This is a genomic window from Arthrobacter sp. OAP107, assembly GCF_040546765.1.
GTDB lineage: Bacteria > Actinomycetota > Actinomycetes > Actinomycetales > Micrococcaceae > Arthrobacter.
The window spans coordinates 4,228,943-4,255,879 of sequence record NZ_JBEPOK010000001.1 but is presented as its reverse complement, the minus strand read 5'-3'; the positions used below and the strand labels follow the sequence as shown (position 1 = coordinate 4,255,879).

Here is a 26,937-nt window from a genome sequence, read left to right as displayed (position 1 = left end):
TCTTGACGTCGCCGCTTTATGACCTAAACTGCTTCACTGAGGTGCCTGAATGGCGCTGTGCAGCAACGAAAGTGAACAACGCTATGGCTACCGATTACGACGCCCCACGCAAGACAGAAGAAGAGTCTCCCTCCGAATCGCTGGAGGCACTCCAGGCGTCCCGCGGCGGCGGTGCCCAGACCGCCGTTATCGACGTCGATGAGAATGACACTGCCGAAGGAATCGACCTTCCGGGCGCCGATCTTTCCAACGAGGAACTGACGGTCATCGTCGTTCCCGAGCAGTCCGACGAGTTCACCTGCGGCTCCTGCTTCCTGGTCCGTCACCGGTCCCAGGTCGCCAAGGAAAAGAACGGCATGAAGTACTGCCACGACTGCGAAGGCTAAGAGGGACAACCCTCTGCGCTAGTCCTGCTTTGCGGCCAGGCAGCCTTCATAGCCAGGCAGCCCGCAGTGCAAAGCCACGCGAGGCGCCGGCTCCCCGATGGGGAGGCCGGCGCCTCGCTTTTTTGTGCCCGCGATCGCGCCCGCTTCCGGTCCGGCAAAGTCCCCGTTACCTGCGGTAACGGAAGCGTGGAGAAAGGGCCACGAACGCCTCTCGAAGCCGTTAAAAGCAGGCCCGGAATTACGGCGCCGTGACCCGCATTTTGCGAGACTAACGGTTGCGCCCCGAACCGGCCACATCCCTCGTATAGCGCTTTTGGCGCTCCTACTCTGGAGTTATCCAAATACTCACTCGAAAGGGGTGGCCAAATGAAAAAAATTCCCGCCTGGCTCACAGTCATCCTCCTGGCTGTTGGACTGGGCCTGCTGGCTCCGGGCTCCGCCTCGGCAGCCTCCTACTGCGGGCAGGTGTGGGGCTCGCTGGCGAAGGCTGACAAGACCATGAGCACCGCCGCCATCACCAACGTCCGCACCGGGCAGCACTATTGCTTTGACCGCCTCGTGATCGACCTCAAGGGCAAAGCCAAAGGCTACAACGTCCGTTACGTTTCCGAGGTGGCACAGGAAGGCTCCGGCCTGCCGCTCAAGCTCCGCGGCGGCGCATTCCTCCAGCTCACCATCAACTCGCCCGCGTATGACAATGCCACGGGCAAGGCGACATTCACCCCGGCCAACCGGTCCGAGGTAACCAACGTATCCGGGTACCACACGTTCCGGCAGGTGGCGTGGGCCGGCAGCTTCGAGGGCTACACCACGCTTGGCCTGGGCGTCCGCGCCCGGCTGCCCTTCAAGGTCTACACACTGGATGGCCCCGGCGCCGGTTCCCGGCTCGTCGTCGACGTCGCACACTACTGGTGAGCCTGCCACAGGTGAGATGCCCGCAGTAGGGGAGCAGTGTTAAAAGCAGCGATGCCCCGCCTCCCGGACCGGGAAGCGGGGCATCGCTGTAGGTGGAAGCCGCTATTCGGGGACCACCAGTGCGGGGGTGTCCTGGCGGATGGTGTCGCCGCGGAAGTAGCCGGGCCGCAGCCGCGACATCACCAGCATGACGACGACTCCGAGGGCCAGGATCCCCACGCCGAGCACGAACACGAGCCCCACGCCGAAGATCTCCGAACCACTGCCGAATTCCGGCGCCCAGCTGTCCACGGCCGTCTGGATGAAGACGACGGTGAGGACCAGCCCGCCCAGCATGGGGAACAGCAGCCGCATGAAGAAGTTGCGGACGCTGGAGAACAGGCTGTGCCGGAAGTACCACGTGCAGGCGAAGGCGGTCAGGCCGTAGTAGAAGCAGATCATCAGGCCCAGCGCCAGGATGGTGTCGTTGAGGACGTTCTCGCTGACCACCTTCATGACCGCGTAGAAGCCGCCGGAGATCCCGCCCGCAACCAGCGTTGCGAAGCCGGGGGACCCGAAGCGCTTGCTGACTGAGGCGAAACGCGGCGGCAGGGCGCCGTAGTGGCCCATCGCGAGCAGGCTGCGTGCCGGGGACGCCATCGTGGACTGCAGGGACGAGGCGGTGCCGGAGAGCACGGCGAGAGACATCAGGATGGCCACCGGACCCATGACCGGCGAGGCCAGCGCGGCGAAGATATTCGACTGGTTGTCCGGGTTGTTCAGGCCAATACCGTCGGCGCCGGTGCCTGCCACCATCATGGTGGCCACGATCACTGCGAGGTAGAGGGCCAGCACGGCGACCGCCGTCGTGGTTCCTGCCTTGCCCGCGGTGCCCCTGCCGCCCTTGGTTTCCTCATTCACCGTCAGGCACACGTCCCAGCCCCAGTAGACAAAGACGGCGAGTGACATGCCGGCGGTGAACTGCTCGAAGCTCTCGATCTTCGCGGGGTTGAACCAGTCCCAACTGAACGCGAGGGATGTACCGGCGTCACCGGATGCTGCGTGCGTGAGTGCCATGATGATGAACAGGACCAGGACCAGGACCTGAAAACCGACCAGGCTGTATTGCACGAGTTTGGTGGCGTGCAGGCCGCGGTAGCTGACCCAGACTGCGAGCGCCACGAACGTGAGGCAGGTGGCAATGTTGACTGCCGTGTTGGAAGTCAGGTCCGCCAGCCCGGGGTTGTTGAATACCTGGGCCAGGAAGAGATAGAAGAAGTCCACCGCGACCCCTGCCAGGTTGGACAAAACAATGATGTTCGCGGCGAGCAGGCCCCAGCCGCCCATCCAGCCGACGAAGGGGCCGAACGCTTTTGTGGTCCACGTGAACGTGGTTCCGCTGTCCGGGGAGTCGGCGTTGAGCTCGCGGTAGGCGAACGCCACCAGGATCATCGGGATGAAGGCGACGATAAAGATCGCTGGAAGCTGCACGCCCACGGTCCCGACGGCGGGCCCCAACGAACTGGTGAGGCTGTAGGCCGGAGCCACCGAGGATATGCCCAGGACGACGACGGCCAGGAGGCCCAGCTGTCCGCCCTTCAGGCCCTTCCCGGTGATGCCGTGCGTTGCTTCGCCAGCCGGGGAAGTGCTCTTCCCGCCGGGCTCGATGCTCGTGGTTTGGCTCATGACAGGCCCTTTCTAGGCGGCAGCGGGCTGCTGCTGGGTGATGCAGTGAATTCCCCCGCCGCGGGCGAAGAGTTCGCGGGCGTCGATGCCCACGACCCTGCGCCCGGGATATGCGTCCGCGAGGATGCGGAGTGCCTTCTCGTCGTTGGGGTCGGAGAACGTGCAGGCGATGACTCCGCCATTGACCACAACGTGGTTGATGTAGCTGTAGTCCACGAAGCCCTCCGGATCCGTCAGGGCAACGGGCGCCGGGACCTCGATGATCGTCCACTCCCGGCCGGCAGCGTCCGTGGTGGAGGACAGGAAGCTGACAATTTCCCTGCTCACCTCGTAGTCCGGATGGGCAGGGTTCTGCTGCGAATGGACCAGCAGCGTGCCCGGGGACGGGATGGCGGCAACGATATCCACGTGCCCGCGCGTACCGAACCGCTGCGAGTCACGGGTGAGCCCGCGCGGCAGCCAGATGACTTTTTTGGCGCCGATGGTCCTGGCCAGTTCGGCCTCGACCTCGGCCTTGCTGAGTCCGGGATTGCGGCCCGGATCCAGCTGCACCGTCTCGGTGACCAGCACGGTGCCCTCGCCGTCCACCTGGATGCCGCCGCCCTCGTTGACCAGTTCGGACACGAGGTGCCGGGCGCTGGACCGGCCCGCCACCTCGGCGGCCACCAGCGAATCCTTGTCCCAGCTGGCCCAGTCCTGGGCGCCCCAGCCGTTGAAGACCCAGTCGACGGCGCCCAGGGCGCCGTTTCCGTCCAGCACAAACGTCGGGCCGATGTCGCGCATCCAGGCGTCGTTGAGTTCCGCCGTCAGCACCTCGACGGCGGGGGCCAGGTACCGGGCGGCGGTTTCGACGTCGGACGGGTCAACCACCATGGTGACCGGTTCAAACTCGACCGCGGCGTTCGCGACGGCGGCCCAGACGGATCGGGCGGCGTGCGCCGCGTCCGCGGTGTCGCCGAGGGTGTAGCCGCCGGTGGGGAAGGCCATCCAGAGCCGCTCCTGGTGCGCAGTTTCAGCCGGCATGCGCCACGTGCTCACGCGGTCACCCGCTCGCTGGCGGCGGCCGTGTCCTCGGTCTCGACAAGCTCGACCACCGGATCGCTGCCGAACGGCTCCTCCGGGCGGACCGGGTCGGTGAGCCGGGCGTAAGTGTCCGGGCGGCGGGTGGTGAGGAACGGGAACAGCGTCAGCCAGTCCTTGCGCTGGTCCAGGTCGAGGTCGGCCACGAGGACCGCCGACTCGTTGCGCGGTGCCTGGACCAGGATGCGGCCGTAGGGGTCGGAGATGAAGGAGGAGCCGTAGAAGTTCAGGCTCCCTTCCTGGCCCCAGCGGTTCGGGACCACCATGAACAGGCCGTTGGCGATGCCGTTGCCCACGATGACCTGCTGCCAGAGGGGCTGGGTGTCAAAGTCCGGGAACAGCGGCTCGGAACCGATCGCCGTCGGGTAAACCAGCAGCTCTGCGCCGCCGAGGGAGTACATGCGGGCCAGTTCGGGGAACCATTCGTCCCAGCAGGTGGGCATGCCCAGCCGGGCGCCACCGAGTTCGGCCGGGGCGTGGACCCGGTAGGCATCCCCGGCAACGGGACCTTGGCGGAAGAACTTGTCCTCGTAGTATCCGGCGGTCACCGGGATGTGCAGCTTGTGGGTGCGGGCCAAGAGCTCGCCGGCCGGGGACACCAGGATGGAGGTGTTCAGTCCGAGGCCGTCATCCGAGCCGTCCGGGTTGCCGGCGTGCTGGTAGAGCGAGGCATGGACGGTGATGCCGTTCCGGCGGGCGGCCTCGGCTGCGAAGCGGAAGGTGGGGCCGGTCAGCAGGTCCTCGGCGCCGTCTGAGGGGCGGGGCCTGTCCTGGCCCTGCCGTGCAAGATCATTCTCCGGAACCTGGTCTGCGGGGTAGCGGGAGAGGGTGAGTTCGGGCAGGAACACAACGGTGGCGCCCAGCCGAGCAGCCCGGTCGATGCCTTCATTGAGTTCGGCGTGGAGTGCGGCGGCGCTGCTGTGCCAGCGGTGCTGCACGAGGCCGACCCTCAGGGCGGGGCGTCCGGACGGCGCTGTCCGGGCGAGCGAAGCAGGCGCGTTGAGGCAGGTTATTTCGATCATGATGATGATTACTCCAGTGAGACGACCGTCACTAAATGAATGACGTTCATTTAGTATGCATGCGCCGAGCGGGTGTGGCAAGGGGGTAATTGAATGCCGACCATTTATGACCCGTCTATTAGTAAGTAAGCTGATCGTGAAATTCGGCCTCCGGCGCTCCCCGCGCCGCGTTGGCTGCGGTAGCGTCGAAACCACTGGACCAATCGAGGAGGATTCATGAAGGCTTCACCGACACTGACCAATAACATGCAGGCCGTCCTGACGGACCTGATCGAACTGCACATCCAGGGCAAGCAGGCGCACTGGAACATCGTTGGGACCAACTTCAGGGATCTGCACCTTCAGCTCGACGAGATCGTGGACGCCGCCCGTGCCTTCGCCGACGACATCGCCGAGCGCATGCGCGCACTGCATGCCCTGCCGGACGGCCGCAGCGCCACCGTGGCTAAGGCGACCCACCTTCCGCAGTTCCCCGACGGGCTCATCAACACCAAGGATGCGATCGACCGCATCGTGGCAGCACTCGAAGCGGCCGTGGGCACCATGCGCAAGGTCCATGACGAGGTGGATGAGGAAGACCCCACCACCGCTGACCTGCTGCACACCTTCATCGAAAAGCTCGAGCAGTACGCGTGGATGGTGGGTGCCGAGAACATGAAGGCGTCCGCCAGCGTCACGCACCCTGACGCCAAGTAGCGGGCCGGCGGGATATACCGCGCCGAAGGCAACGGGCAACCCGGAGAGGATTCTCTCCGGGTTGCCCTTTTCTGTGCGGGCCGCCTTGCGCCGGGCCGGCTTACCTTGCGCGCGGAATCCGGCGCAGCACGACGGCGGCCAGCACCGACGCTGCGGCCATCAGTACCAGCGCAATCGCCGCGGTGATGTGGACGCCCGAATCAAATGCGGCCCGGGCGGCCGCCGTAAGCCCCTCGGCCAGCGGGGCCGGCAGGGATCCGGCGATCTCCATGGCGCCCGCCAGCGTTTCCCTGGCCTGGTCCGCTGACGCGGCCGGAGCTGCCTGGACAACAGCCGCGGGCAGGGCGAGGTGCTGCTGGTAGGACGCCGTCAGGATGGACCCCAGGATGGCTGTTCCCAGGAGTGATCCCACTTCGTAGCCCGTCTCAGAAATCGCCGCGGCCGCTCCTGCTTTCTCCGCCGGCACCGCTCCCAGAATCAGATCGTTGGAGATGGTCTCGGCCGACCCCACACCCAGTGCCAGGATGAGGAGGGCGGCCAGCAGCGCGGTGGGCCCGGCGTCGTGATTCCCGAACGCAACTATGCCGTACCCGCCGGCGCTCAGCGCCAGTCCCGCCGCCACCACAAAGCCCGGCCGGACCTTCCGGACCAGGGGAACCACGAGAAGGCCCGCCACCACGGTGGCCGTCAGGGCCGGCAGCATGGCGGTGCCCGACTCCGACGGCGACATCCCTTCGAGCAGCTGCAGGTGCTGGGCCAGGAACAGAATGAAGCCGTTGTAGGAGAACAGTGCCAGGATGTTTGCCGTGATCGCCGTGCTGAACACGCGGTTCCTGAACAGTGACATATCCAGCAGGGGGGACCTGCCCGGCAGCGGGGATGCGCGCACCATCGGGGCCGCGAGGGTCTGCTGGCGGCGGACGAATACAAGACCCATGGCCAGTCCGAACGCCAGAACTCCGAGCGGCGCAACGCCCGGTCCCTGCGTGGCCAGTTCCTTGATGCCGTAAACCACCGGTGCCATGGTCAGCATGGACAGCGCCACGCTGGCCAGATCCACTTTGCCCGGGTTGGGGTCCTTGGATTCCGGAATGAGGAAGCGGCCCAGGACCAGCGGCGGCAGCATGATGGGCACGGCCACGAGCAGGACGGCACCCCACCAGAAGCGCTCCACCAGCCAGCCGCCAAAAATCGGCCCGAGCGCTGCGCCGCCGGAGAAGCCTGCGGCCCAGATGGCCACGGCCAGCCGCCGCCTGCCCGGTTCCCGGAAGATGTTGCGGATCAGGGACAGCGTGGACGGCATGAGCATGGCGCCGAAGAATCCGAGGGCCGCGCGGCCGGCGATGAGCCATTCGGCGCTCGGCGCGAAGGCTGATGCCGCGGAGACCACCGCAAAGCCCGAAATGCCCACCAGCAGCAGCCGGCGGCGGCCGATCCTGTCGCCGAGGCTGCCCATCGCCACCAGGAGTCCGGCAAGGACCAGGGCATAGGCATCCACCACCCACAGAAGCTGCACGCCCGTGGGGTCGAGGCTGCGGGCGACCGCCGGAAGGGCGAACGTCAGCGCGGTGTTGTCCACGGCCACCAGGAGGACAGGGAACATCAGCAGGGCCAGGGCGAACCAGTCGCGCACGCCGCCGGCCTGGCTTGCTGAAGTGCGCTCCGGGGAAAATGCTGAGTGCATGGTCATAACTTAACTATACCGTCCAGACGGTACAGTTATAAACCTTGGTGCGGAACCGGGCATGATGGAAGCCATGCCCAGAAAACCGGTCGCCCGCGGCGCAGTCGTTGACGCTTTTGAATCCCTCCTGATCGAGGTGGGGGAGCGTGCCGCCACCCTTGACGCCGTGGCTGCCCGCGCGGGTGTATCAAAAGGCGGGCTCCTGTACCACTTTCCGAACAAGGAAGCGCTGATCGGCGTCCTGCTGGACCGGCTCGATGAGTTTGCGGAGGCGGACGCCCAGGCCATGGCTGCGGCCACCGAGGGTGCGGCCGCCTACTTCATCAGGTCGTCCGTCTGGGCGGACACCCCGCTGGACCGTGCCATCGTTGCCGCGACACGCCTGGCCGAGGTGGCGCACGAGGAGACCCGGCGCCGGTTCGCGCACATCCAGCAGCGGTGGCTGGACGAGATCGCCCGGGACGTCGGGCCGGGCCTGGCCAGGGCCGTCCTGTACATGGGTGACGGACTCTACTTCAACGCCATGCTGTCCATCGGGCCGGCAGCGTCGCCGTCCGAGACCGCGGCCGACGTCGAAAGCCTCCTTTCCGCGCTTGACCGACTCAGGCGGTGAGTGGCGTGTGCCAGCCCACGCTGCCACAGTTTGCAGACGCGTTCCCGGCGTAGGACAATAGCCTCTGTGACAGCTGTCACCGCTCAATTGAATAAGCCTTTGATCTGCGGCGGGAGAGTCCTGCAAGTAGGTACAAGCAGGCGCCGTAGGAGCAAAACCTCCCCAGGAATCTCTCAGGCCCATGTACCGCCGCGGCAAGGCAACTCTGGAAAGCAGCAGGCTGCCGGCCCGGCACGTTCCGCCTTCGCGGACGGTTCAGGGCATGCTCTGCTCACCGACGGTGCAAGCGGTGCTGTGCGAAAGTGCAGCAACGCGGAAACTCTCAGGTCCAATACAGAGCGGGGAGGAACCCGAATCAATGTGGCGTACCCTGCGTCGCCTTAGTTATGGAGTTCCTTTTGACCGTTAATTCAGCCTCCTCGTCCTTCGTCGACCGGCATATCGGCGCCCGCCGCCAGGCCGACGTCGAAGCCATGCTTAAGGCCGTCGGGTACGACACCGTCGACGCGCTGGTTGATACGGCAGTGCCGAACGACATCCGCCAGGACTCCGCGCTGCAGCTCGCCCCGGCGCTGAGCGAGGTTGAAGCCCTCGCCGAACTCCGCAAGCTCGCGGCCAAGAACAAGACCGCTGTGCAGATGATCGGCCAAGGCTATTACGACACCGTGACGCCCCCGGTGATCCGCCGCAACATCCTGGAAGCACCCGCCTGGTACACCGCGTACACGCCCTACCAGCCGGAGATCTCCCAGGGCCGTCTCGAGGCCCTGCTGAACTTCCAGACCATGGTCCAGGACCTCGTAGGCCTGCCCATCGCCAACGCCTCGCTGCTGGACGAAGCAACCGCCGTGGCCGAGGCCGTGCTGCTGATGCGCCGGGCCAACAAGAACGAGACTGCCCACGACGGCAAAACCGTCCTGGATGCGGACTGCCTGCCGCAGACCATCGCAATCGTCAAGGGCCGCGCCGAGGCCCTCGGCTTCGAGGTGGAGGTCGCCGACCTTTCCCAGGGACTGCCCGACGGCGACATCAACGGCGTCGTCCTCCAGCAGCCCGGTGTCTCCGGCCGCGTCTTCAACCACAGTGAAGTCATCGCCGCCGCGAAGGAACGCGGCGCCCTGGTCACCGTGGCCGCTGACCTGCTGGCCCTGACCCTGATCACGCCTCCGGGGGAGCAGGGGGCGGACATCGCCGTCGGCTCCGCCCAGCGCCTGGGCGTTCCGCTGTTCTACGGCGGCCCGCACGCGGCCTACATGGCCGTGCAGAAGGGTCTTGAACGCTCCCTGCCCGGCCGCCTGGTGGGCGTCTCCAAGGACAATGCCGGCGTCCCCGCCTACCGCCTGGCGCTGCAGACCCGCGAACAGCACATCCGCCGCGAGAAGGCCACGTCCAACATCTGCACCGCGCAGGCACTGCTGGCCATCGTCGCGTCCATGTACGCCGTCTACCACGGACCGGAGGGCCTGAAGGCGATCGCCGAAACCGCCCACGGCCACGCGAAGACCCTGGCCGCATCTCTCAAGGCTGCCGGGCTGGACGTCCTGCACACCAGCTTCTTCGACACCGTGACGGTGTCCGTCCCGGGCAAGGCCGCCGGCATCATCGCCGCCGCCGAGCAGAAGGGCATCAACCTCCGCAGCATTGACGCCGACACTGTCGGCATCTCCGCCGATGAAACCACGACGACGGCCATCGTGGCCGACCTGCTCGCAGCCTTCGGTGCAGAGGCAGTGGAAGCGACCGACGGTTTCGCCCTGGACGCCGCCGTCGAACGTTCCTCCGCGTACCTGCAGCACCCGGTGTTCAACACGCACCGCTCCGAGACCCAGCTGCTGCGCTACATCCGCAAGCTCTCCGACCGCGACCTGGCGCTGGACCGCACCATGATCCCGCTGGGTTCGTGCACCATGAAGCTGAACGCCACGGCCGAGATGGAAGCCATCTCCTGGCCTGAGTTCGCCTCCATCCACCCGTTCGCCCCGGATTCCCAGACCGAGGGCTGGCGCGAACTCATCGCCGACCTCGAGGCGCAGCTGACCGAGATCACCGGCTACGACCAGGTGTCCATCCAGCCGAACGCCGGCTCCCAGGGCGAGCTGGCCGGCCTGCTGGCGATCCGCGGCTACCACCTGTCCCGCGGCGACGAACAGCGCAACATCTGCCTGATCCCGGCCTCTGCCCACGGCACCAACGCGGCCTCGGCCGTGCTGGCCGGCATGAAGGTGGTAGTAGTGGCCACCGCCGCCGACGGCACCATCGACCACACCGACCTGTACGCCAAGATCGAGGCCAACAAGGACGCCCTGTCCTGCATCATGATCACCTACCCTTCCACCCACGGGGTGTACGACGCCGACGTCCGCGAGGTCTGCGACGCCATCCATGCGGCCGGCGGCCAGGTCTACATCGACGGGGCCAACCTGAACGCCCTGGTCGGCCTGGCGCAGCCGGGCAAGTTCGGCGGCGACGTCTCACACCTGAACCTGCACAAGACCTTCTGCATCCCGCACGGCGGCGGCGGACCCGGCGTCGGACCCGTTGCAGCCAAGGCGCACCTTGCCCCGTTCATGCCGGGCGACGCGGCCACCTGGACCGAAGGCAACTGCGTTCCGATCTCCGCCTCGCGCTTCGGCTCCGCCGGCGTGCTGCCGATCTCCTGGGCGTACGTGAAGCTCATGGGCGGGGCCGGACTGACCGAGGCCACCAAGTCCGCCCTGCTCGCGGCGAACTACGTGGCAGCCAGCCTTAACGATTTCTTCCCGGTGCTCTACACGGGCGAGGGCGGCCTGGTGGCACACGAGTGCATCCTGGACCTTCGCGAACTCACGGCACGGACCGGCGTGACCGCCGAGGACGTGGCCAAGCGCCTCATCGACTACGGCTTCCACGCGCCCACCCTGGCGTTCCCGGTGGCCGGCACCCTGATGGTGGAACCCACCGAGTCCGAGGACCTGGGCGAGATCGACCGGTTCATCAAGGCCATGATCGCCATCCGCGGCGAGATCGACCAGGTTGCCAACGGCGACTTTACCGTGGAGAATTCCCCGCTGCGCAACGCCCCGCACACCGCGGCCGCCGCGATCAGTTCCGACTGGGACCGCGCCTACCCGCGCGAGCAGGCAGTCTTCCCGGTGCACTCCCTCAAGCAGGACAAGTACTTCCCGCCGGTAGGCCGCATCGACGGAGCCGCAGGCGACCGCAACCTGGTCTGCTCCTGCCCGCCCCTCGAAGCGTTCGAGGACAACACAGAAGCCTTCGAGAACTAGATTTCGTCCCGCAAAGGATTCCTCAATGACTGAGAACTACACTGCCCTTTACGAGGAGCACAAGAAGCTGGGCGCCTCGTTCACCGACTTCGGCGGCTGGCAAATGCCGCTCAAGTACGGCTCCGAACTGGCCGAGCACAAAGCCGTCCGCAACTCGGCCGGCATCTTCGACCTCTCCCACATGGGCGAAGTCTGGGTGACCGGCCCGGACGCCGCCACGTTCCTGGACTACGCCCTGGCCGGCAAGATCTCCGCCATCGCCGTCGGCAAGGCCAAGTACTCCCTGATCTGCAACCAGGAGGGCGGCATCATCGACGACCTCATCGTGTACCGCCGCGGGGACGAGAAATTCCTGGTGGTCCCCAACGCCGGCAACGCCAAGGTGGTGGCCGAAGCATTGGCGCAGCGGGCTGCAAACTTTGACGTCGACGTCGAGGATGTTTCCGCCGAGACGTCGCTGATCGCGGTGCAGGGTCCCAAGGCCGAAGGGATCCTCCTCCGCCTGGTCCCGGCAGCCCAGCACGAGCTGGTGACCGGGCTGAAGTACTACGCCGCCGTCGAGGTTTCCTTCCTGGTGGGCGGCGCCGAGCGCAGCCTTCTGCTGGCACGCACCGGGTACACCGGTGAGGACGGCTTCGAGATTTTCGTGGAGAACGACGACGCCACCGCCCTTTGGCAGTCCATCGTCGCCATCGCGGACGAGGGGGAGTTGACGCCCTGTGGCCTCGCCTCCCGCGATTCGCTCCGCCTTGAGGCCGGCATGCCGCTGTACGGCAACGAGCTCTCCCTCCAGGGCGACCCTTTCGCCGCCGGACTGGGGCCGGTCGTCGCACTGTCCAAGGAAGGCGACTTCGTGGGTAAGGCCGCGCTGGCCGCCAAGAAGGAATCCGGCGCCGGTGCCTCCGCGGGACGCAAGCTCGTGGGCCTCAAGGGCCTGGGCCGCCGTGCCGGCCGCGGGCACTACCCGGTGCTCAAGGACGGCAACGTCGTCGGCGAAGTCACCTCCGGCCAGCCCAGCCCGACCCTCGGCTACCCGGTGGCCATGGCCTATGTCGACGTCGCCTGCGCCGAACCCGGAACCGCACTGGATATCGACCTGCGGGGCAAGGCGGAGCCGTTCGAAGTGGTCGCACTGCCTTTCTACAAGCGCTCAAAGTAGCCGGCCGGTAGAGCCAAACCCTTCGGCCCGGCCCGTCCCCGGCTCCGGGCCGGCGGGCCCCAGTTTTCACGCGTGCTGCTCCTTCGTCGCTTTGACGCACGCTTTCGAAAACCGTGGCCAGCCACCCCTCGAGGACCACTCACCTTTGGGCGGTAGTCAGGGCACAACCGTCCTCCGGACCAGCGCCTTCGACAGCCAAAGGTGCTGGGGGAGGGGCCGCGAACCGCTGATTGAGCCTGTCGAAACCGGGCAAGTGGGCCCGATTGCGCAAGCTCGATCATTGGGGGTTGAGCTTGCCGATCCCGGGCGCCGCAATGGCTTCTTCGCGGAGAACTGTCGTCCCGCTGTCTGAACGGTAATCGGCGGAGGAATTCGCTCACACGCCACCAACCCAGCCACAAGATTTGCACCAAACGTAAAGGAAGAAAGACATGGCAAAAGTTGCCGCTGAATTGCAGTATTCCGACGAACATGAGTGGGTTTCCCGCGAGGACGGAAATGTGGTGTCCATTGGCATTTCAGCCGTGGCCACTGACGCCCTCGGTGACATTGTGTATGTCGACCTGCCCGAGGTCGGTTCGGCTGTTACCGCGGGGGAGACCTGCGGCGAGGTTGAGTCCACGAAGTCGGTCTCGGACCTGTATGCCCCGGTCACGGGTGAGGTCACGGAGATCAACCCGAACGTCATCGAGGATCCCGCACTGATCAACAGCGACCCGTACGGGGCAGGCTGGCTGTTCAAGGTGGCCGCCGATTCCGAGGGCCCGCTGCTGTCGGCCGAGGAATACGCTGCCAAGAACGGCGGCGAGCTGTGAGCGCGGCACAGGCTGCGACTGCAGTCTTCGAGCAGGCCGTGTCCCCGAGCCTGAACGCGGACCTCGCGGAACTGGACCCGGAGATCGCAGCGAAGATCGACGACGAGCTCGGCCGCCAGCGCGGGGGCCTGGAAATGATCGCGTCGGAGAACCACACGGCCGCGGCCGTGATGCAGGCACAGGGGTCGGTGCTGACCAACAAGTACGCCGAGGGCTACCCGGGCAAGCGCTACTACGGCGGCTGCGAACACGTTGACGTGATCGAGCAGCTCGCGATCGACCGGGTCAAGGCCCTGTTCGGCGCCGAGTACGCAAACGTGCAGCCGCATTCCGGCGCCCAGGCAAACGCCTCGGTGATGCACGCCCTGATCAAGCCGGGCGACACCATCATGGGCCTGAACCTGGCCCACGGCGGCCACCTGACCCACGGCATGCGGATCAACTTCTCCGGCCGCCTCTACAACGTGATCCCGTACCAGGTCCGCGAAGAGGACCACCGGATCGACATGGCCGAGGTGGAGCGTCTGGCCCAGGAGCACAAGCCGCAGCTGATCGTGGCAGGCTGGTCCGCCTACGCCCGCCAGCTCGACTTCGCCGAGTTCCGCCCGGATCGCCGACTCAGTTGGCGCCTACCTGATGGTGGACATGGCACACTTCGCCGGGCTGGTCGCCGCCGGCCTGCACCCGTCCCCGGTCCCGCACGCGCACGTCACCACTTCCACGACGCACAAGACGCTCGCCGGTCCCCGGGGCGGCATCATCCTGACCAACGACGCCGACGTCGCCAAGAAGATCAACTCTGCGGTGTTCCCCGGCCAGCAGGGCGGCCCGCTGGAGCATGTCATCGCCGGTAAGGCCGTGGCCTTCAAGATCGCCGCGTCCGAGGAGTTCAAGGAACGCCAGGAACGCGTCCTGGCCGGTGCCCGCATCTTGGCCGAGCGCCTGGTTCAGCCGGACGTGATCGCCAAGGGCATTTCCGTGGTGTCCGGCGGCACCGACGTGCACCTGGTCCTGGTGGACCTGCGCAACTGTGAGCTGGACGGACAGCAGGCTGAGGACCGCCTCGCGGAAATCGACATCACGGTGAACCGCAATGCCGTGCCGTTCGATCCCCGTCCGCCGATGGTCACCTCCGGCCTGCGGATCGGCACCCCGGCCCTGGCAACCCGCGGCTTCGGCGAAGCAGCCTTCGCCGAGGTTGCGGACATCATCGCCGAGGCCCTGACCGCCGACGCCGGCGCGGACCTGTCCGGACTGCGCACCCGCGTGGAGGCCCTGGCCGAGGCCCACCCGCTCTACCCGGGCGTGCAAGACCTCGCCGCGGCAAAAACCGCGTAGCGTGGATTAAAACAGTAGGACGGCGGGCAGCCGCCATAAGCTGCCGCCCGCCGTCGTACTGGCTGGCTGGAGACCGCCATCCGCGGCCAAGCAGCCCTCCGGCAGGACCATCTGCCGGGCCACAGATTGATCTAGTTAGGAACCGACATGGCTGTTGGAGTCTTCGACCTCTTTTCCATCGGGATTGGCCCGTCGTCCTCGCACACCGTTGGACCCATGCGGGCCGCCGCGGTGTTCGCCGGGGAATTGAAATCCTCCGGGAAGCTGGAGGGCGTGGCGTCGCTGCGCGTGGACTTGTATGGTTCGCTCGCTGCCACCGGGCACGGGCACGGCACCATGACGGCGATTCTGCTGGGCCTGGAGGGTTACCACCCCGAGCTGATCCTGCCTGACGAAGTCGAGCAGCGGCTGGCCTCGATTGCCGATACCGGGACCCTGCAGCTGGCCGGGGCGGTTCCCTTGCCGTACGGCGTGAAGGACATGATCCTGCACCCGCTCACCGTCCTGCCGCGCCACACCAACGGTATGAAGTTCGCGGTGTCCGACGCCGGGGGGAACGTGCTGCACGAGGCAACGTTCTTCTCGGTCGGTGGCGGGTTTATTGTCCGGGAGGGCGAGGAGGACGCGGCGCTGCAGGAGCTGGAGGAGTCCAAGAAGGAACTGCCGTTGCCGTTCCGGACGGCCGCCGAGCTGCTGGGCCGCTGCCAGTCCAAGGGCCTGTCCATTGCCGACATCATGCTGGTCAACGAGCGCGCCTCCCGCTCCGAGGAGGAGATCCGGGAGGGCCTGCTGCACATCTACTCGGTGATGGAAGCGTGTGTGGAGACCAGCCTGAAGCGTGAGGGGCTGCTGCCCGGTGGACTGAAGGTCCGCCGTCGTGCTCCCGACTGGCACGAACGCCTCCTGAAAGAGGACAAGGACCGGGACCCGAAGTACTGGCAGGAATGGGTCAACCTGATCGCCCTGGCGGTGAACGAGGAGAACGCCTCGGGCGGGCGGGTGGTCACTGCCCCGACGAACGGGGCCGCGGGCATCATCCCGGCTGTCCTTTATTACGCGCTGCATTTCGCTCCGGGCATGGATCAGGCCACCCAGGAGGACCGCGACGACGTCGTGGTCAAGTTCCTGCTGACCGCCGGCGCCGTCGGGGTGCTTTACAAGGAACAGGCGTCCATTTCCGGCGCGGAGGTGGGCTGCCAGGGCGAGGTGGGTTCGGCGTCGTCGATGGCGGCGGCCGGGCTGGCCGAGGTCATGGGTGGCACGCCGGCGCAGGTGGAGAACGCCGCCGAGATCGCGATGGAGCACAACCTGGGCCTGACGTGTGATCCGATCGGCGGCCTGGTCCAGGTGCCGTGCATCGAGCGGAACGCGATCGCCGCGGCGAAGGCCATCAACGCGGCCAAGATGGCGCTGTGGGGCGACGGCTCGCACCGGGTCTCGCTGGACGAGGTCATCGTGACCATGCGCGAGACCGGCAAGGACATGAGCTCCAAATACAAGGAAACCGCGATGGGCGGACTGGCGGTCAACGTCGTCGAGTGCTGACCTAGTTGTTGCCGGCCGCCCACAGGTTCAGGCTCGACGCGAAGATGACCCACGTCAGGTACGGCAGCATCAGCAGCCCGGCCGTGCGGCGGATCGGACCGAACAGCAGCACGGTGCCGGCCACCGCCAGAGCCAGTGCAACGATGATGCCCAGCGCCAGCCAGAGCGCGGCCGAACCCCACGCCGGATACAGCCCGAAAAAGACGGGCGTCCAGGCCAGGTTCAGGGCAAGCTGTACGCCGTAGAGGGTGAGTGCAGCCCTCCGGTTCGGGCTGCGGCTTCGCCACACGAGCCAGGCCGCCACCGCCATGGCCGTGTACAGCACAGTCCAGACCGGCCCGAACACCCAGTTGGGCGGGGACCACGGCGCCTTGTCGGCCGACGCATACCAGCCCGTGACGTTGCTGATGGTTGCCTGCGATCCCAGCCACGCCACCAGGGCGCTGGCGGCCAGGAATGCCAGGAGGGCGGCCAGTTCGACGGCGGTGCGCCGCGGCCTGGGCCCCGCGCCGTCACCACTGGGTCCGTCACCCCCGGCGCCGGTGTCTCTTTCGGCTCCCGCGGCCGGCACGCGGTCCCTGCTTTCCATTGTTCTACAGTTGCCAAGGGCACGGCCGGAGTCAAGGCGGCCAAGCAACCGCAGGCGCCCGATTGTAAGGCTGCCGTGCCACCATGGGAACCATGGGCGAAGGCTACGATCCCGGCTTCCTGCGCGAGGCCGTTGACCTGCCGGGCCCCGACGCGCCTACGGTCCTCCTCGACTACACGCACTTCTCGGTGCGGCTGTCGCCGGCCCGCAGGCTCGCAGCCGTGACCGGCGTCAACATCAACGGACATGCACTGGTGCCGTTGGGGCGCGAGGGAACCTGGCACTACGACCCCCGGGTGCCGCAGGGACTCCAGACCGGCCCGGATGTGTACCAGCACAATGACCTGGACCGGGGCCATCTTGTCCGCCGTCTGGATCCGGTCTGGGGCGATGACAGCACCGCGCTGGCCGCAAACCAGGACACCTTCTCATACCCGAATGCGGCGCCGCAGGCAGCTGCCTTCAACCAGGGCAAAGAACTCTGGGCCGGCCTGGAAGACCACGTTCTCCACCACGCCAGCCAATTCGACGCCAGGATCAGTGTTTTTACCGGACCCGTCCTCGACGCCGGCGACCTGCCATACCGGGGCATCCAGATACCGCGGAAATTCTGGAAGATCGCAGCCTGGACCATGGATGGCCGGCTGGCCGCGGCGGGTTTCCTGCTGGACCAGTCCCCGCTCCTGGGCCCGGAGGAACTGGCGAGGATCATGAGGGAACGCCTGCTGGCCGACGAGCCGCCGCCGCTGGGGCCTTACCGGACCTTCCAGGTCCCCATCCCGCACATCGCTGAGCTTAGCCGGATCGCACTGACGCGCCTGGCCGACGCCGACCGGTTCACCGCCGGCGTCCCGGATGGCACGCCGGGAGGAGCCGTCCTGCCGCTCACTGACCTTCGGCAGGTGCGGCTCTGACCAGGATCACGTCCCCGCGGCAAGCGGCGTGGGAGGCCGGACGGATAGACTTGAGGCTGCTTCTCCGGCACCTGCACGAAACGTAAGCGAAGATTGGATACGGCACACTTGCGAGAATTCACTGCCCGCTTTGCCACCTCCGAAGAGGTCGCCAACTGGGACTCCCACGTAACCGCGAATCCGAACGGCGGAAACCTGCTGCAGTCGGAGGCCTTCGCCGAGGTCAAGCAGCACTATGGCTGGAAGCCCCTGCACCTGGTGTACGAAACGGCTGACTACACGAGCTACAACCTGGTGCTGGAAAAGAGCTTCCCGCTGCTGGGCAAGCTCTGGTACCTCATCAAGGGTCCGGACGTGGCCGGCGTCGAGGACATCCCCGGCATTGCCGCGGCGAACGCCGAGTTCGTCAAGCGCGCACGGCTGGGGGTCTTCGCTATCAAGATCGAGCCGGACATCATCCTCAGCGACTCCGCCCGCGAAGTCATCGAGGGGGCCGGGCTGGTCAAGACGCACAACCTGCAACCCAACGACTCCACAGCACTGCTGGACATTTCACCTGAAGAGAACCAGTTGCTGCGCAACCTCCACTCACGGGGACGGAACGCCGTTCGCCGCGCCATCCGTGAAGGCGTCCAGGTGCACAACGTGGACCCCAGCGAGGAAAACTTCAAGTCCATGTACGCCCTCATGACGGACACCGTCCAGGCGAAGTCGCAGGTCCGCGTCCGCGAATACGACTACTACCGCCAGTTCTGGACGAACTTCATCAAGCGCGGCCAGGGCCGGCTCATGTTTGTGTACGAGAACGGCGTTCCCTCCGTGGGGGCCTTTGTCATCAACTACGGCCGGAAGGGCACCTACAAGGACGGCGGATCCCTGCAGAAGCGCGGCCAGTACGGCGATTCGCACCTGGTGCAGTGGACCGCGATCAACCAGCTCAAGGAACTGGGCTGCACCGAATATGACTTCTGCGGAACGCCACCCAGCGACAAGCTCAAGGACACGTCGAATCCCTTCCACGGACTGGGCCTTTTCAAGACCAGCTTCAGCAAGACGGTGACGGACTTTGTTGGCTGCTATGACCAGGTCATCAGCCCGCTGAAGTACAAGGCGTGGATTGCCGCGGGCGAACGCGTGGCCCGGCAGCTGTACACGCGCCGCACCGGGCAGCAGTTTTACTGAGCCAGGGGACTGGCAGGCACTGAATTCCTAAGGCACTGACAGAAGGGGGAGCCCTGATGACCAAACCACCCCGTGGCTCCAACCGGCCGCCCGCGGATGGGCTGCCCAAAACGGAGCCGCTGACCGCCTCGCAGCTGCACCAGAACGCGGCAGCCAAGCGCATGCTGCGCCGCCTGGTGCAGGGGGAAAATCCGCCGACGGCGCCACTGAGCATCGTGGACAGGCTCGCCGGGAGCCCCTACGCCAATCCCATGATCCAGGTGGGCGGGATCGACGAGTCCGCCCGCAAGACGATGGACTTTGCGCTGCACCTTGCCGAGTCGATGTTCCGGTACGGCGCCGGCGCCCTCGAGGTCGAAACCAGCATCATTGCGGTGACGGCGGCGCTGGGGCTGAAAAACATTGAGGTGGACATCACCAACCAGTCCGTTGGCATCAATTACGCAGCCAAGGACCAGACGCCCATCACCCTCCTGCGGGTGGTCCGGTCCTGGACCAACAACTACGCGGGGCTTGCCCAGGTTCACCAGCTGGTCACAGATATCGTTGCCGGCGGCGTTGGCCGGGACGAGGCCGTCCGTCGGCTCGACGAGATTGTCCGGCGCCCCAAGCCGTTCCCGCGCTGGATGGTGACGGTGGCGTTCGCGGTGTTCTCCGCCGTGTTCGTGGCGGTCATCGGCGGCGGTCCCGGCGCCTCGGCTGTCGCCTTCGTCTCCAACCTGCTCATCAGTCTGGTGGCCCGGAAGCTGGGCCGCTGGCGGACCCCTGACTTCTTCATCACGGCGGCCTGTTCGTTTGTGGTGACGGTGATCGCGCTGCTGCTGTGGCGGTTCGGCAGTCCTGTGGGGATCCGGCTGGCTCCCGCCATTGTGGTGGTGGGCGGCATCCTGCTGCTGCTTCCCACCGGGCGGCTCGTGTCCTCGGTCCAGGACGCCATCAACGGCTTTCCCGTGACGGCGGCCGGCAGGTTCCTGTCCACCCTGCTGACGTTCGGGGCGGTCGTCGCCGGGATCGCCGTCGCGTTTGTGGTGGGGGACAGGATCGGCATGGAGCCGATCGACGTCACGGAGACGTTCCCGCCCGCGTATCCGCTGTGGGTGCAGGTGATCCTGGTTGCCATCGCCGTCGTGGCGATCGGCGTTACGGAACAGACGGACTGGAAGCTGCTGCTTCCGACGGCGGCCGTCGGTGTGGTGGGGCACCTGGCCCTTATCGGCGGCGAGGCGGTAGGGATTGGCCCGCGGTTCTCGCCGGCGCTCGCCGCCGTGGTCATCGGCCTGCTGGCCCGTGTGGTGGCGCTGAAGATGGGTGCCCCGCAGCTTGTGGTCGCCGTGCCGGCCGGTCTGATTCTCCTGCCCGGCCTCACCATCTTCCGGTCCATGTACGTCCTGACCATCGAGGAATCCGAGATCCTCCTCGGGGCCGGCGGGATGCTCAGCGCCGGGGCGATCGTGTTCGGCGTGGCCGGCGGCATTGTGCTTGGTGACACGCTGGCCCGGCCGCTCACCCGAAGCCTGGCCAGCAACGAGCGGCGTCGGTCCCGCCGCCGCTAGGACCGGCTAGATCTTTCCGATCGGGAGCTTCTTCTCGGCCTGGAACACATCCTCGACGCGGCCTTTGGCCCAGTAGCCGGACAGTGAAACCTGGCTGCGGTCCAGGCCGCGTTCGCGGAACAGCACCTCCCGCAGGCCCTTCATGTAGCCGCGCTCGCCGTGCGCAAAGACGTTTACGCGGCCGTCGGGCCAGGCGGCGTTGCGCACCGCCTCAACCAGTTGGCTGCTCTCGCCGGCGGGAATGTCGCCGCGCTTCAGCCAGACCAGCCCGAGTCCGGCCGGGGCAGCAATCTCCTGGACGTCCGCCTCCGAACCCACTTCGAGGAAGGCCAGGCCGCGGGCGTGCGCGGGGAGCGACTCGATGACGGCTGCCACTGCCGGCAAGGCAGCCTCGTCGGCGGCCAGCAGGTACCAGTCCGCGTCCGGATCGGGGTTGTAGCCGCCGCCCGGGCCCGTGAAGATGAGGCTGTCGCCCGGTTTGGCCGTGGCCGCCCAGGGACCGGCCAGGCCTTCGTCTCCGTGGACCACAAAGTCAATGGCAAGTTCGCCGGCAGCGGTATCCACCCAGCGGACCGTGTAGGTGCGGGTGTGCGGCCACTGCTCCCGCGGCATCGATTCCCGGATGGCCCACAGGTCCAGGGGCTGGGGGTAGTCCACCCCGGGCTGCGGAAAGACGATCTTGACGTAACGGTCCACGAAGTCGTTGTTGACGTAATCGGCGAACCCCGGGCCGCCGGCAACGATCCGGACCATGTGGGCGGAAAGCTGTTCCCGCCGGAGAACAGTCAGGGTGACCTGCGGGCGGGATTTCTTGGTGGCGGTGGTGTCTGCCGGAAGCGAAGTCATGCGGGTAAGCCTAGCCTAAGCTCCTTGGCGGGAGCTGGCGGGCCGGGACCGCCGGAAGCTCCCAGTCCACCGGGTCTGCACCCTGCTGTTCCAGCAGGGTGTTGGCGCGGCTGAACGGCCGGGAGCCGAAGAACCCCCGCGATGCGGACAACGGGCTGGGATGGGCGCTGGCCAGCACGGGGGTACTGCCCAGCAGCGGGCGGACGCTCTCGGCATCCTTGCCCCAGAGCACGGCGACGAGCGGCGCTGCCTTTCCGTCAGCTGTCCGGCGGCCGGCGACGGCGGCAACTGCCGCCGTCGTGATCGTTTCCCAGCCCTTGCCGCGGTGGGACCCGGCACCGCCTTCCCGCACGCTCAGCACCCTGTTGAGGAGCAGGACGCCCTGGTCCGCCCAGGCGCCGAGGTCGCCGTGGATCCGGGGCGGCAGGCCCAGGTCCGACTCAAGCTCCCTGTAGATGTTGGCCAGGCTCCGCGGGATAGGGCGCGTGCCGGCGTCCACGGAAAACGCGAGGCCCACGGCATGCCCGGGGGTGGGATAGGGATCCTGGCCCACAATCAGGACCCGTACCCCGTTCAGCGGCTGCCGGAAAGCCCTGAGGACGTTCGACGCCGGCGGCAGCACCCGCCGTCCGGCCGCCTCCTCGCCGGCGACGAAAGACAGCACGGACCGCAGTTCCGCCTCCACCCCGGCCAGGGCATCCGCCCAGTCCGGTGCCATCAGCTCGCGGAGGGGCAGCCTGGCCAGCTCTGCAAAGTCCGGGCCGGCCGCCGTCGCAGGTTCGAGGTCGAAGAGCGGTTCAGGTTCTGTCACGGTGTCCATTCTCCCGCAACGCTGCCCGGAGCCCGGTGCAGGTCCAGATAAGACCACCCGCTGGAGCCCCGTGCCGCAAATGACAATAATGTTATTCCTCCGTAACATAGGGGAGGTACTTTGACCGGATTCAGCTAAGGAGAGCGCAGTGGCCGAGCCGTTGCAGGACCACCTCGCGGAGCGGGATTCTGAGCAGGATTCAGGGGAAGATTCACCGCTGGAGCAGGTGCTGCGGAGCGGCTCGCTGCTGGACGACTTCAAGCTGCGTGATTCGCCGCTGACCGAGCGGGAGCAGCAGATTCTCGCCCTGGAACGGCAGTGGTGGAAATACGCCGGCGCCAAGGAACAGGCCATCCGCGAGCTCTTTGACCTGTCCGCGACGCACTACTACCAGATCCTGAATGCCCTGATCGATACAGAGCACGCGCTGGCCCATGACCCCATGCTTGTGAAGAGATTGCGTAGACTACGTACGTCACGTCAGCGGGCCCGCACTGCACGCCGCCTTGGATCTGACGCGTAACTGCTAGCGCCGGACTGCCGGCGAAAACCAACAAGGACTCCTGTTTACCATGACTAATTTTGCTCGGGACGAATTCGACAGGGTGCCTGAGGTCTCCTCCCGGCAGGGCGTTCACCGCGCTGTCTCCGCGCCGTCGCGTCCCAAGTTGTGGCCGATCCTTTCCGTGGGAATCGGGGCGCTCGCCGTCGGCCTGGTTGCCTTCTTTCTGCTGCCGCAGCTGGGATTCCAGCCTGCCATCGCGCCGCCGGCCGCCGCGGCGGCTGGGACCTCCACGGCGCTGGCCAGCCCCACAGCGACGCCCTCGGCAAGTGCGACACCGAGCGCCAGCGCCAGCGCCCCGGCCTCGGCGTCCGCTTCCGAATCGGCTTCGCCTTCCGCCCTGGAACCCGCCACCTCGGAAACCGTTGCCCCGGCAGCAGCGGTGGACAAGTCGCAGCCGGTAGCTATCTTCAACGGCACGTTGACCTCCGGACTGGCCGGCCGCGTTGGTGCCACGGTCCAGTCCGACGGCTGGGTGCTCGGTGAAGTGTCCAACTGGCAGGGCGCTCCCCAGCAGCAGTCCGTGATCTTCTACTCGGACGCTGCCCACCGGGCCAACGCCGAGGCCCTCAGCGCACTCCTGAACATCCCCACGCTGGTGGAGAGCGCGGACTTCCAATCGCCCGTTGCGGTGGTGCTGGGCCCCGGCTACCAGTAGCCAAACTGGTTACGCCTGAATAACTATTGCCTCCGCTCCGGGCCGCCGGCCTGCGCCTCCCAGGGCCTGACTGGATAGAGTGAAGGCAGGCTGCGGGGCGTAATTCACGGCACACACCGACGTGGGCCTTACGGAAGCAACCTGAAAGTGTGGGGATCATGGCATTGGGAACCGTGAAGTGGTTCAACGCGGAAAAGGGCTACGGCTTCATCACTGTTGACGATTCGGGCGACGACGTCTTTGTGCACTGGTCGGCCATCCAGACCGACGGGTTCCGGGCGCTGGACGAAGGCCAGCGGGTGGAGCTGGAAGTGGGCGAAGGCGAAAAAGGGCCGCAGGCAGAAATGGTCCGGCCCGTCTAGTGGCACGCAGCGCAGGTCTCAGGGGTTCTGCCGTCTGGGGCGCCGCCGTCGTGATGACGCTGGGCGCATGCTCCGGATCCGGCGACAACGCCCGGACGGCTCCGGTTGAAGCCAGTGGCGACGGGACCCTGCGGATCGGGCTGATTCTGGACAACACCGGACCCCAAGCCTTCCTGAACGCCGCCGAGCTGGCCGCCGCCAAGCTCGCCATCCAGGAAATCAACGCCGCGGGCGGGCACAAGGGCAGGCCCGTGGAGCTGCTGCCGGCTTCCGCCGGCGGCGATACCGCCGTCCAGGCCCGGGCACTCGCAGATGCAAAGGCGGACGCCGTGATCGGCCCCACCGATTCCAGCCAGGCGCCGGCGGCCATCGACGTGCTGTCCAAAGCCAGGATCACGCTCATCTCTCCCGCCAACACGGCCCCGGAGCTCAGCGGCTACAAGAGCGGCGGCTACTACTTCCGGACGGCGGCGGCGGACATCGCGCAGGCTCCCGTCCTGGTGAAACTCGCCAAGGACGCCGGTGCCAAGAGCCTCGCAGTGGTCTACGAGGAGGGCAACTACGGCCAGGATGTGTCCGGAGCGGTTTCCGCTTCCGCCAAAGCCGGAGGGCTGGACCCCGTCACCGTTTCCGGCTTCAAGGCGGGTGAGGCACAGAAATCCGCGGCTGCCGTCCGCGACGCGGTGCCGGACGCCGTCGTGGTCATTGCCCGGGACGGAGCGCAGGGCGCTATCGCCGAACTCGCCAACGCTGGAGTGCCGGGCAACAAACTCATCCTGGCCGATAGTGCATTCAGGCAGTACGGGTCCGCCCTCGGATCGAGGTCGCTGGAGGGAGCGCGCGCCCTGGTGCCCGGCGTCTTTCCTTCCGCGCACTTCCAGGCCGAACTCGTGGACATCGATGCGAAACTCAAGGACACGACGTTCGCGGCCGAGACCTACGATGCCGTGAACCTCGCGGCCCTGGCCGCCGCAGCCGCAGAGGACGACGCCGGTACCTCCATCGCGGGGACGCTCATCTCCGTCTCCGGCGGCACTTCCGGCAGCCGCGCGGCTGCCTCCCCGTCGGCGAAGCCGACAGTCTGCTCGACATACAAAGACTGCCTTGCCGCCATCCGGGACGGGAAGGTCATTGACTACGACGGCGAGTCAGGCCCCGTCCGCTTCGACGCGAACGGCGACGTCACCGCGGCGAAGTACATGGTGTTCACCTACGGCGCCGACAACAAGGCCAGGCTCAGGGGCAGCGAAGCGGCGGGCAGGTCCGCCGGCTGATCGCTGGCAGCGAATAAGTCCGCCCGTTCACGGGATAAACAAGCTCATCTGCTTGCACTCTCCCCGGGGGAGTGCTAATTATTGATTAGCACTCCAGCGTGCCGACTGCTAAAGGGTCGTCCGGTTCCGGCCGGCACTACCCCGGCGGCGGCGCAAGGAGCGAAAGAAACACCTGGTTGGGGTGAGATCCGGACTGTTGGGCATACAGAGGCCCGCGGAAAGGATCGTCCGTCGCGGGCACCGCAGCGAGGTTCCTTCTTAACGACTGTCCCGAAAGGACTACTGCCGTTATGGCCAAGATCATTGCATTTGATGAAGAGGCACGCCGCGGTCTTGAGCGGGGCCTGAACATCCTCGCCGACGCCGTCAAGGTCACCCTGGGCCCGCGTGGCCGCAACGTCGTCCTCGAAAAGAAGTGGGGCGCCCCCACGATCACCAACGATGGTGTTTCCATCGCCAAGGAGATCGAGCTGGACGATCCCTACGAGAAGATCGGCGCCGAGCTGGTCAAGGAAGTTGCCAAGAAGACGGATGACGTCGCTGGCGACGGCACCACCACCGCTACCGTCCTGGCCCAGGCACTGGTCAAGGAAGGCCTGCGCAACGTTGCGGCCGGCGCTGACCCGCTGTCCCTCAAGCGCGGCATCGAGAAGGCCGTTGAAGCTGTCACCGCTGAACTGCTGAACTCCGCCAAGGAAATCGAAACCAAGGAAGAGATCGCAGCCACGGCTTCCATCTCCGCCGGTGACGACGAGATCGGCGCCCTGATCGCCGAGGCCCTGGACAAGGTGGGCAAGGAAGGCGTCATCACGGTCGAGGAGTCCAACACCTTCGGCCTCGAGCTGGAGCTCACCGAAGGCATGCGCTTCGACAAGGGCTACATCTCCGCCTACTTCGTCACGGACACCGAGCGCCAGGAAACGGTCCTCGAGGACCCGTACATCCTGATCGTCAACTCCAAGATCTCCAACGTCAAGGAACTGGTCGCTGTCCTCGAGAAGGTCATGCAGTCCAACAAGCCGCTGCTGATCATCGCCGAAGACATCGAGGGCGAGGCGCTGGCCACCCTGATCGTCAACAAGATCCGCGGTACCTTCAAGTCCGTGGCCGTCAAGGCTCCCGGCTTCGGTGACCGCCGCAAGGCGCAGCTGGCCGACATCGCCATCCTCACCGGTGGCCAGGTCATCGCCGAGGAAGTCGGCCTCAAGCTTGAGACCGCCGGCCTCGACCTCCTGGGCAAGGCACGCAAGGTTGTCGTGACCAAGGACGAGACCACCATCGTCGAAGGTGCAGGCGACGCTGACCAGATCGCCGGCCGCGTATCCCAGATCCGCGCCGAGATCGAGAACTCCGACTCGGACTACGACCGCGAGAAGCTGCAGGAGCGCCTGGCCAAGCTGGCCGGCGGCGTTGCAGTCATCAAGGCCGGTGCCGCCACGGAGGTTGAGCTCAAGGAGCGCAAGCACCGCATTGAGGACGCTGTCCGCAACGCAAAGGCTGCCGTTGAAGAAGGCATCGTTGCCGGTGGTGGCGTGGCCCTGATCCAGGCCGGCGCCAAGGCATTCGCCAACCTGCAGCTCCAGGGCGATGAAGCAACCGGTGCGAACATCGTCCGTGTTGCCATCGACGCCCCGCTGAAGCAGATCGCCTTCAACGCCGGCCTTGAGCCCGGCGTCGTGGTGGACAAGGTCCGCGGCCTGCCCGCCGGCCACGGCCTGAACGCAGCAACCGGCGAATACGTCGACCTGCTGGCTGCCGGCGTGAACGACCCCGTCAAGGTAACCCGCTCTGCCCTGCAGAACGCGGCTTCCATTGCCGGTCTGTTCCTTACCACCGAGGCCGTTGTGGCCGACAAGCCGGAGAAGAGCGCTCCGGCCGTCGGCGGCGGCGACGACATGGGCGGCATGGGCGGCTTCTAGCCTCCCGCTGATCCCAGCTGGCTAAAAGGTGCGGCCCCCTCCACGGAGGGGGCCGCACCTTTTTGCCCATTTTTGTCCTTGCA

Annotated in this window: 23 protein-coding genes, 1 pseudogene and 1 riboswitch; of the genes and pseudogenes, 17 read left to right on the top strand and 7 right to left on the bottom strand. The window is 66.6% G+C overall.

Annotated elements, in window-relative coordinates:
* Positions 1 to 83: 83 nt before the first annotated feature.
* Both ABIE00_RS19485 and ABIE00_RS19480 read left to right on the top strand, forming a co-directional pair.
* On the top strand, positions 84 to 386 hold the full coding sequence (locus tag ABIE00_RS19485) for a DUF4193 domain-containing protein (protein ID WP_076798765.1): 303 nt from the start codon (positions 84 to 86) through the stop codon (positions 384 to 386).
* 366 nt (positions 387 to 752) lie between these two features.
* Positions 753 to 1,301 (top strand): AMIN-like domain-containing (lipo)protein, encoded by a 549-nt coding sequence (locus tag ABIE00_RS19480; RefSeq protein WP_354262331.1) that lies wholly within the window; start codon positions 753 to 755, stop codon positions 1,299 to 1,301.
* Between the two features lie 102 nt (positions 1,302 to 1,403).
* Here the strand turns inward: ABIE00_RS19480 and ABIE00_RS19475 are convergent, their stop codons facing one another.
* The 3 genes from ABIE00_RS19475 to ABIE00_RS19465 are packed head-to-tail and all read right to left on the bottom strand — an operon-like array spanning position 1,404 to position 5,068.
* Positions 1,404 to 2,966 (bottom strand): APC family permease, encoded by a 1,563-nt coding sequence (locus ABIE00_RS19475; protein WP_354262330.1) that lies wholly within the window; start codon positions 2,964 to 2,966, stop codon positions 1,404 to 1,406.
* Between the two features lie 12 nt (positions 2,967 to 2,978).
* Positions 2,979 to 3,989 carry an agmatine deiminase family protein gene (locus tag ABIE00_RS19470; RefSeq protein ID WP_354263444.1) on the bottom strand — a complete coding sequence of 337 codons (1,011 nt, stop codon included), beginning with the start codon at positions 3,987 to 3,989 and terminating at the stop codon, positions 2,979 to 2,981.
* A gap of 11 nt (positions 3,990 to 4,000) precedes the next feature.
* Positions 4,001 to 5,068 carry a nitrilase-related carbon-nitrogen hydrolase gene (locus ABIE00_RS19465; protein WP_354262329.1) on the bottom strand — a complete coding sequence of 356 codons (1,068 nt, stop codon included), beginning with the start codon at positions 5,066 to 5,068 and terminating at the stop codon, positions 4,001 to 4,003.
* Between the two features lie 216 nt (positions 5,069 to 5,284).
* Here ABIE00_RS19465 and ABIE00_RS19460 point away from each other — a divergent pair, with 216 nt between their 5' ends.
* On the top strand, positions 5,285 to 5,764 hold the full coding sequence (locus tag ABIE00_RS19460; RefSeq protein ID WP_354262328.1) for a Dps family protein: 480 nt from the start codon (positions 5,285 to 5,287) through the stop codon (positions 5,762 to 5,764).
* Between the two features lie 100 nt (positions 5,765 to 5,864).
* On the opposite strand, the gene ABIE00_RS19455 is transcribed toward ABIE00_RS19460, so the two are convergent.
* On the bottom strand, positions 5,865 to 7,454 hold the full coding sequence (locus ABIE00_RS19455) for an MFS transporter (protein WP_354262327.1): 1,590 nt from the start codon (positions 7,452 to 7,454) through the stop codon (positions 5,865 to 5,867).
* A 67-nt stretch (positions 7,455 to 7,521) separates the two neighbouring features.
* Between ABIE00_RS19455 and ABIE00_RS19450 the strand changes: the two genes are divergently transcribed.
* The 6 genes and pseudogenes from ABIE00_RS19450 (at position 7,522) to ABIE00_RS19425 (ending at position 16,184) form a co-directional block, all read left to right on the top strand.
* Positions 7,522 to 8,061 carry a TetR/AcrR family transcriptional regulator gene (locus ABIE00_RS19450; RefSeq protein ID WP_354262326.1) on the top strand — a complete coding sequence of 180 codons (540 nt, stop codon included), beginning with the start codon at positions 7,522 to 7,524 and terminating at the stop codon, positions 8,059 to 8,061.
* 100 nt (positions 8,062 to 8,161) lie between these two features.
* Positions 8,162 to 8,260, top strand: a riboswitch (glycine riboswitch).
* Between the two features lie 187 nt (positions 8,261 to 8,447).
* A complete protein-coding gene (gene gcvP / locus ABIE00_RS19445) occupies positions 8,448 to 11,327 on the top strand; it encodes an aminomethyl-transferring glycine dehydrogenase (RefSeq protein ID WP_502914239.1) in 2,880 nt (959 codons plus the stop codon).
* 25 nt (positions 11,328 to 11,352) lie between these two features.
* Entirely contained in the window at positions 11,353 to 12,486 is a 1,134-nt protein-coding gene (gene gcvT, locus ABIE00_RS19440) for a glycine cleavage system aminomethyltransferase GcvT (protein ID WP_354262324.1), read from the top strand.
* Positions 12,487 to 12,917: 431 nt separating this feature from the next.
* Positions 12,918 to 13,301 (top strand): glycine cleavage system protein GcvH, encoded by a 384-nt coding sequence (gcvH, locus tag ABIE00_RS19435; protein ID WP_354262323.1) that lies wholly within the window; start codon positions 12,918 to 12,920, stop codon positions 13,299 to 13,301.
* A pseudogene (gene glyA / locus ABIE00_RS19430) lies at positions 13,298 to 14,639 on the top strand (serine hydroxymethyltransferase). Before gcvH ends, glyA begins: the two are co-directional and overlap by 4 nt.
* Before the next feature lie 147 nt (positions 14,640 to 14,786).
* A complete protein-coding gene (locus tag ABIE00_RS19425; protein WP_354262322.1) occupies positions 14,787 to 16,184 on the top strand; it encodes an L-serine ammonia-lyase in 1,398 nt (465 codons plus the stop codon).
* Position 16,185: 1 nt separating this feature from the next.
* On the opposite strand, the gene ABIE00_RS19420 is transcribed toward ABIE00_RS19425, so the two are convergent.
* Positions 16,186 to 16,773: a TspO/MBR family protein gene (locus ABIE00_RS19420; RefSeq protein WP_354262321.1), complete on the bottom strand. Its 588-nt coding sequence runs from the start codon at positions 16,771 to 16,773 to the stop codon at positions 16,186 to 16,188.
* 83 nt (positions 16,774 to 16,856) lie between these two features.
* Here ABIE00_RS19420 and ABIE00_RS19415 point away from each other — a divergent pair, with 83 nt between their 5' ends.
* From ABIE00_RS19415 to ABIE00_RS19405, 3 genes are all read left to right on the top strand, one after another.
* Positions 16,857 to 17,687: a DNA/RNA non-specific endonuclease gene (locus tag ABIE00_RS19415; protein ID WP_354262320.1), complete on the top strand. Its 831-nt coding sequence runs from the start codon at positions 16,857 to 16,859 to the stop codon at positions 17,685 to 17,687.
* A 108-nt stretch (positions 17,688 to 17,795) separates the two neighbouring features.
* Positions 17,796 to 18,869 carry a lipid II:glycine glycyltransferase FemX gene (locus tag ABIE00_RS19410; RefSeq protein WP_354262319.1) on the top strand — a complete coding sequence of 358 codons (1,074 nt, stop codon included), beginning with the start codon at positions 17,796 to 17,798 and terminating at the stop codon, positions 18,867 to 18,869.
* 56 nt (positions 18,870 to 18,925) lie between these two features.
* Entirely contained in the window at positions 18,926 to 20,422 is a 1,497-nt protein-coding gene (locus ABIE00_RS19405; protein WP_354262318.1) for a threonine/serine exporter family protein, read from the top strand.
* Between the two features lie 6 nt (positions 20,423 to 20,428).
* Here ABIE00_RS19405 and ABIE00_RS19400 read toward each other — a convergent pair whose 3' ends face one another.
* Together ABIE00_RS19400 and ABIE00_RS19395 are read right to left on the bottom strand one after the other, a co-directional pair.
* Positions 20,429 to 21,268 carry a siderophore-interacting protein gene (locus ABIE00_RS19400; RefSeq protein WP_354262317.1) on the bottom strand — a complete coding sequence of 280 codons (840 nt, stop codon included), beginning with the start codon at positions 21,266 to 21,268 and terminating at the stop codon, positions 20,429 to 20,431.
* A gap of 10 nt (positions 21,269 to 21,278) precedes the next feature.
* Positions 21,279 to 22,088 (bottom strand): uracil-DNA glycosylase, encoded by an 810-nt coding sequence (locus ABIE00_RS19395; RefSeq protein ID WP_354262316.1) that lies wholly within the window; start codon positions 22,086 to 22,088, stop codon positions 21,279 to 21,281.
* A 139-nt stretch (positions 22,089 to 22,227) separates the two neighbouring features.
* Here ABIE00_RS19395 and ABIE00_RS19390 point away from each other — a divergent pair, with 139 nt between their 5' ends.
* From ABIE00_RS19390 to groL, 5 genes are all read left to right on the top strand, one after another.
* Positions 22,228 to 22,602, top strand: a complete 375-nt coding sequence (locus tag ABIE00_RS19390) for a DUF3263 domain-containing protein (RefSeq protein ID WP_502914237.1) — start codon at positions 22,228 to 22,230, stop codon at positions 22,600 to 22,602.
* Positions 22,603 to 22,651: 49 nt separating this feature from the next.
* Entirely contained in the window at positions 22,652 to 23,299 is a 648-nt protein-coding gene (locus tag ABIE00_RS19385) for a LytR C-terminal domain-containing protein (protein ID WP_354262315.1), read from the top strand.
* A 158-nt stretch (positions 23,300 to 23,457) separates the two neighbouring features.
* Positions 23,458 to 23,661 carry a cold-shock protein gene (locus ABIE00_RS19380; protein WP_331568564.1) on the top strand — a complete coding sequence of 68 codons (204 nt, stop codon included), beginning with the start codon at positions 23,458 to 23,460 and terminating at the stop codon, positions 23,659 to 23,661.
* The gene (locus tag ABIE00_RS19375) at positions 23,661 to 24,935 is read left to right on the top strand and encodes an ABC transporter substrate-binding protein (RefSeq protein ID WP_354262314.1); all 1,275 of its coding nucleotides are present in this window, start codon (positions 23,661 to 23,663) and stop codon (positions 24,933 to 24,935) included. The genes ABIE00_RS19380 and ABIE00_RS19375 overlap by 1 nt, the downstream gene beginning before the upstream one ends.
* 290 nt (positions 24,936 to 25,225) lie before the next feature.
* On the top strand, positions 25,226 to 26,854 hold the full coding sequence (gene groL / locus ABIE00_RS19370) for a chaperonin GroEL (RefSeq protein ID WP_331568568.1): 1,629 nt from the start codon (positions 25,226 to 25,228) through the stop codon (positions 26,852 to 26,854).
* Positions 26,855 to 26,937: the final 83 nt, after the last annotated feature.

Bases quoted from the DNA above. Each gene is read 5' to 3' on its own strand.
- ABIE00_RS19485 (WP_076798765.1), top strand. From the start codon at position 84: ATGGCTACCGATTACGACGCCCCACGCAAGACAGAAGAAGAGTCTCCC.
- ABIE00_RS19480 (WP_354262331.1), top strand. From the start codon at position 753: ATGAAAAAAATTCCCGCCTGGCTCACAGTCATCCTCCTGGCTGTTGGA.
- ABIE00_RS19475 (WP_354262330.1), bottom strand. From the start codon at position 2,966: ATGAGCCAAACCACGAGCATCGAGCCCGGCGGGAAGAGCACTTCCCCG.
- ABIE00_RS19470 (WP_354263444.1), bottom strand. From the start codon at position 3,989: ATGCCGGCTGAAACTGCGCACCAGGAGCGGCTCTGGATGGCCTTCCCC.
- ABIE00_RS19465 (WP_354262329.1), bottom strand. From the start codon at position 5,068: ATGATCGAAATAACCTGCCTCAACGCGCCTGCTTCGCTCGCCCGGACA.
- ABIE00_RS19460 (WP_354262328.1), top strand. From the start codon at position 5,285: ATGAAGGCTTCACCGACACTGACCAATAACATGCAGGCCGTCCTGACG.
- ABIE00_RS19455 (WP_354262327.1), bottom strand. From the start codon at position 7,454: ATGACCATGCACTCAGCATTTTCCCCGGAGCGCACTTCAGCAAGCCAG.
- ABIE00_RS19450 (WP_354262326.1), top strand. From the start codon at position 7,522: ATGCCCAGAAAACCGGTCGCCCGCGGCGCAGTCGTTGACGCTTTTGAA.
- gcvP (WP_502914239.1), top strand. From the start codon at position 8,448: ATGGAGTTCCTTTTGACCGTTAATTCAGCCTCCTCGTCCTTCGTCGAC.
- gcvT (WP_354262324.1), top strand. From the start codon at position 11,353: ATGACTGAGAACTACACTGCCCTTTACGAGGAGCACAAGAAGCTGGGC.
- gcvH (WP_354262323.1), top strand. From the start codon at position 12,918: ATGGCAAAAGTTGCCGCTGAATTGCAGTATTCCGACGAACATGAGTGG.
- ABIE00_RS19425 (WP_354262322.1), top strand. From the start codon at position 14,787: ATGGCTGTTGGAGTCTTCGACCTCTTTTCCATCGGGATTGGCCCGTCG.
- ABIE00_RS19420 (WP_354262321.1), bottom strand. From the start codon at position 16,773: ATGGAAAGCAGGGACCGCGTGCCGGCCGCGGGAGCCGAAAGAGACACC.
- ABIE00_RS19415 (WP_354262320.1), top strand. From the start codon at position 16,857: ATGGGAACCATGGGCGAAGGCTACGATCCCGGCTTCCTGCGCGAGGCC.
- ABIE00_RS19405 (WP_354262318.1), top strand. From the start codon at position 18,926: ATGACCAAACCACCCCGTGGCTCCAACCGGCCGCCCGCGGATGGGCTG.
- ABIE00_RS19400 (WP_354262317.1), bottom strand. From the start codon at position 21,268: ATGACTTCGCTTCCGGCAGACACCACCGCCACCAAGAAATCCCGCCCG.
- ABIE00_RS19395 (WP_354262316.1), bottom strand. From the start codon at position 22,088: ATGGACACCGTGACAGAACCTGAACCGCTCTTCGACCTCGAACCTGCG.
- ABIE00_RS19385 (WP_354262315.1), top strand. From the start codon at position 22,652: ATGACTAATTTTGCTCGGGACGAATTCGACAGGGTGCCTGAGGTCTCC.
- ABIE00_RS19380 (WP_331568564.1), top strand. From the start codon at position 23,458: ATGGCATTGGGAACCGTGAAGTGGTTCAACGCGGAAAAGGGCTACGGC.
- groL (WP_331568568.1), top strand. From the start codon at position 25,226: ATGGCCAAGATCATTGCATTTGATGAAGAGGCACGCCGCGGTCTTGAG.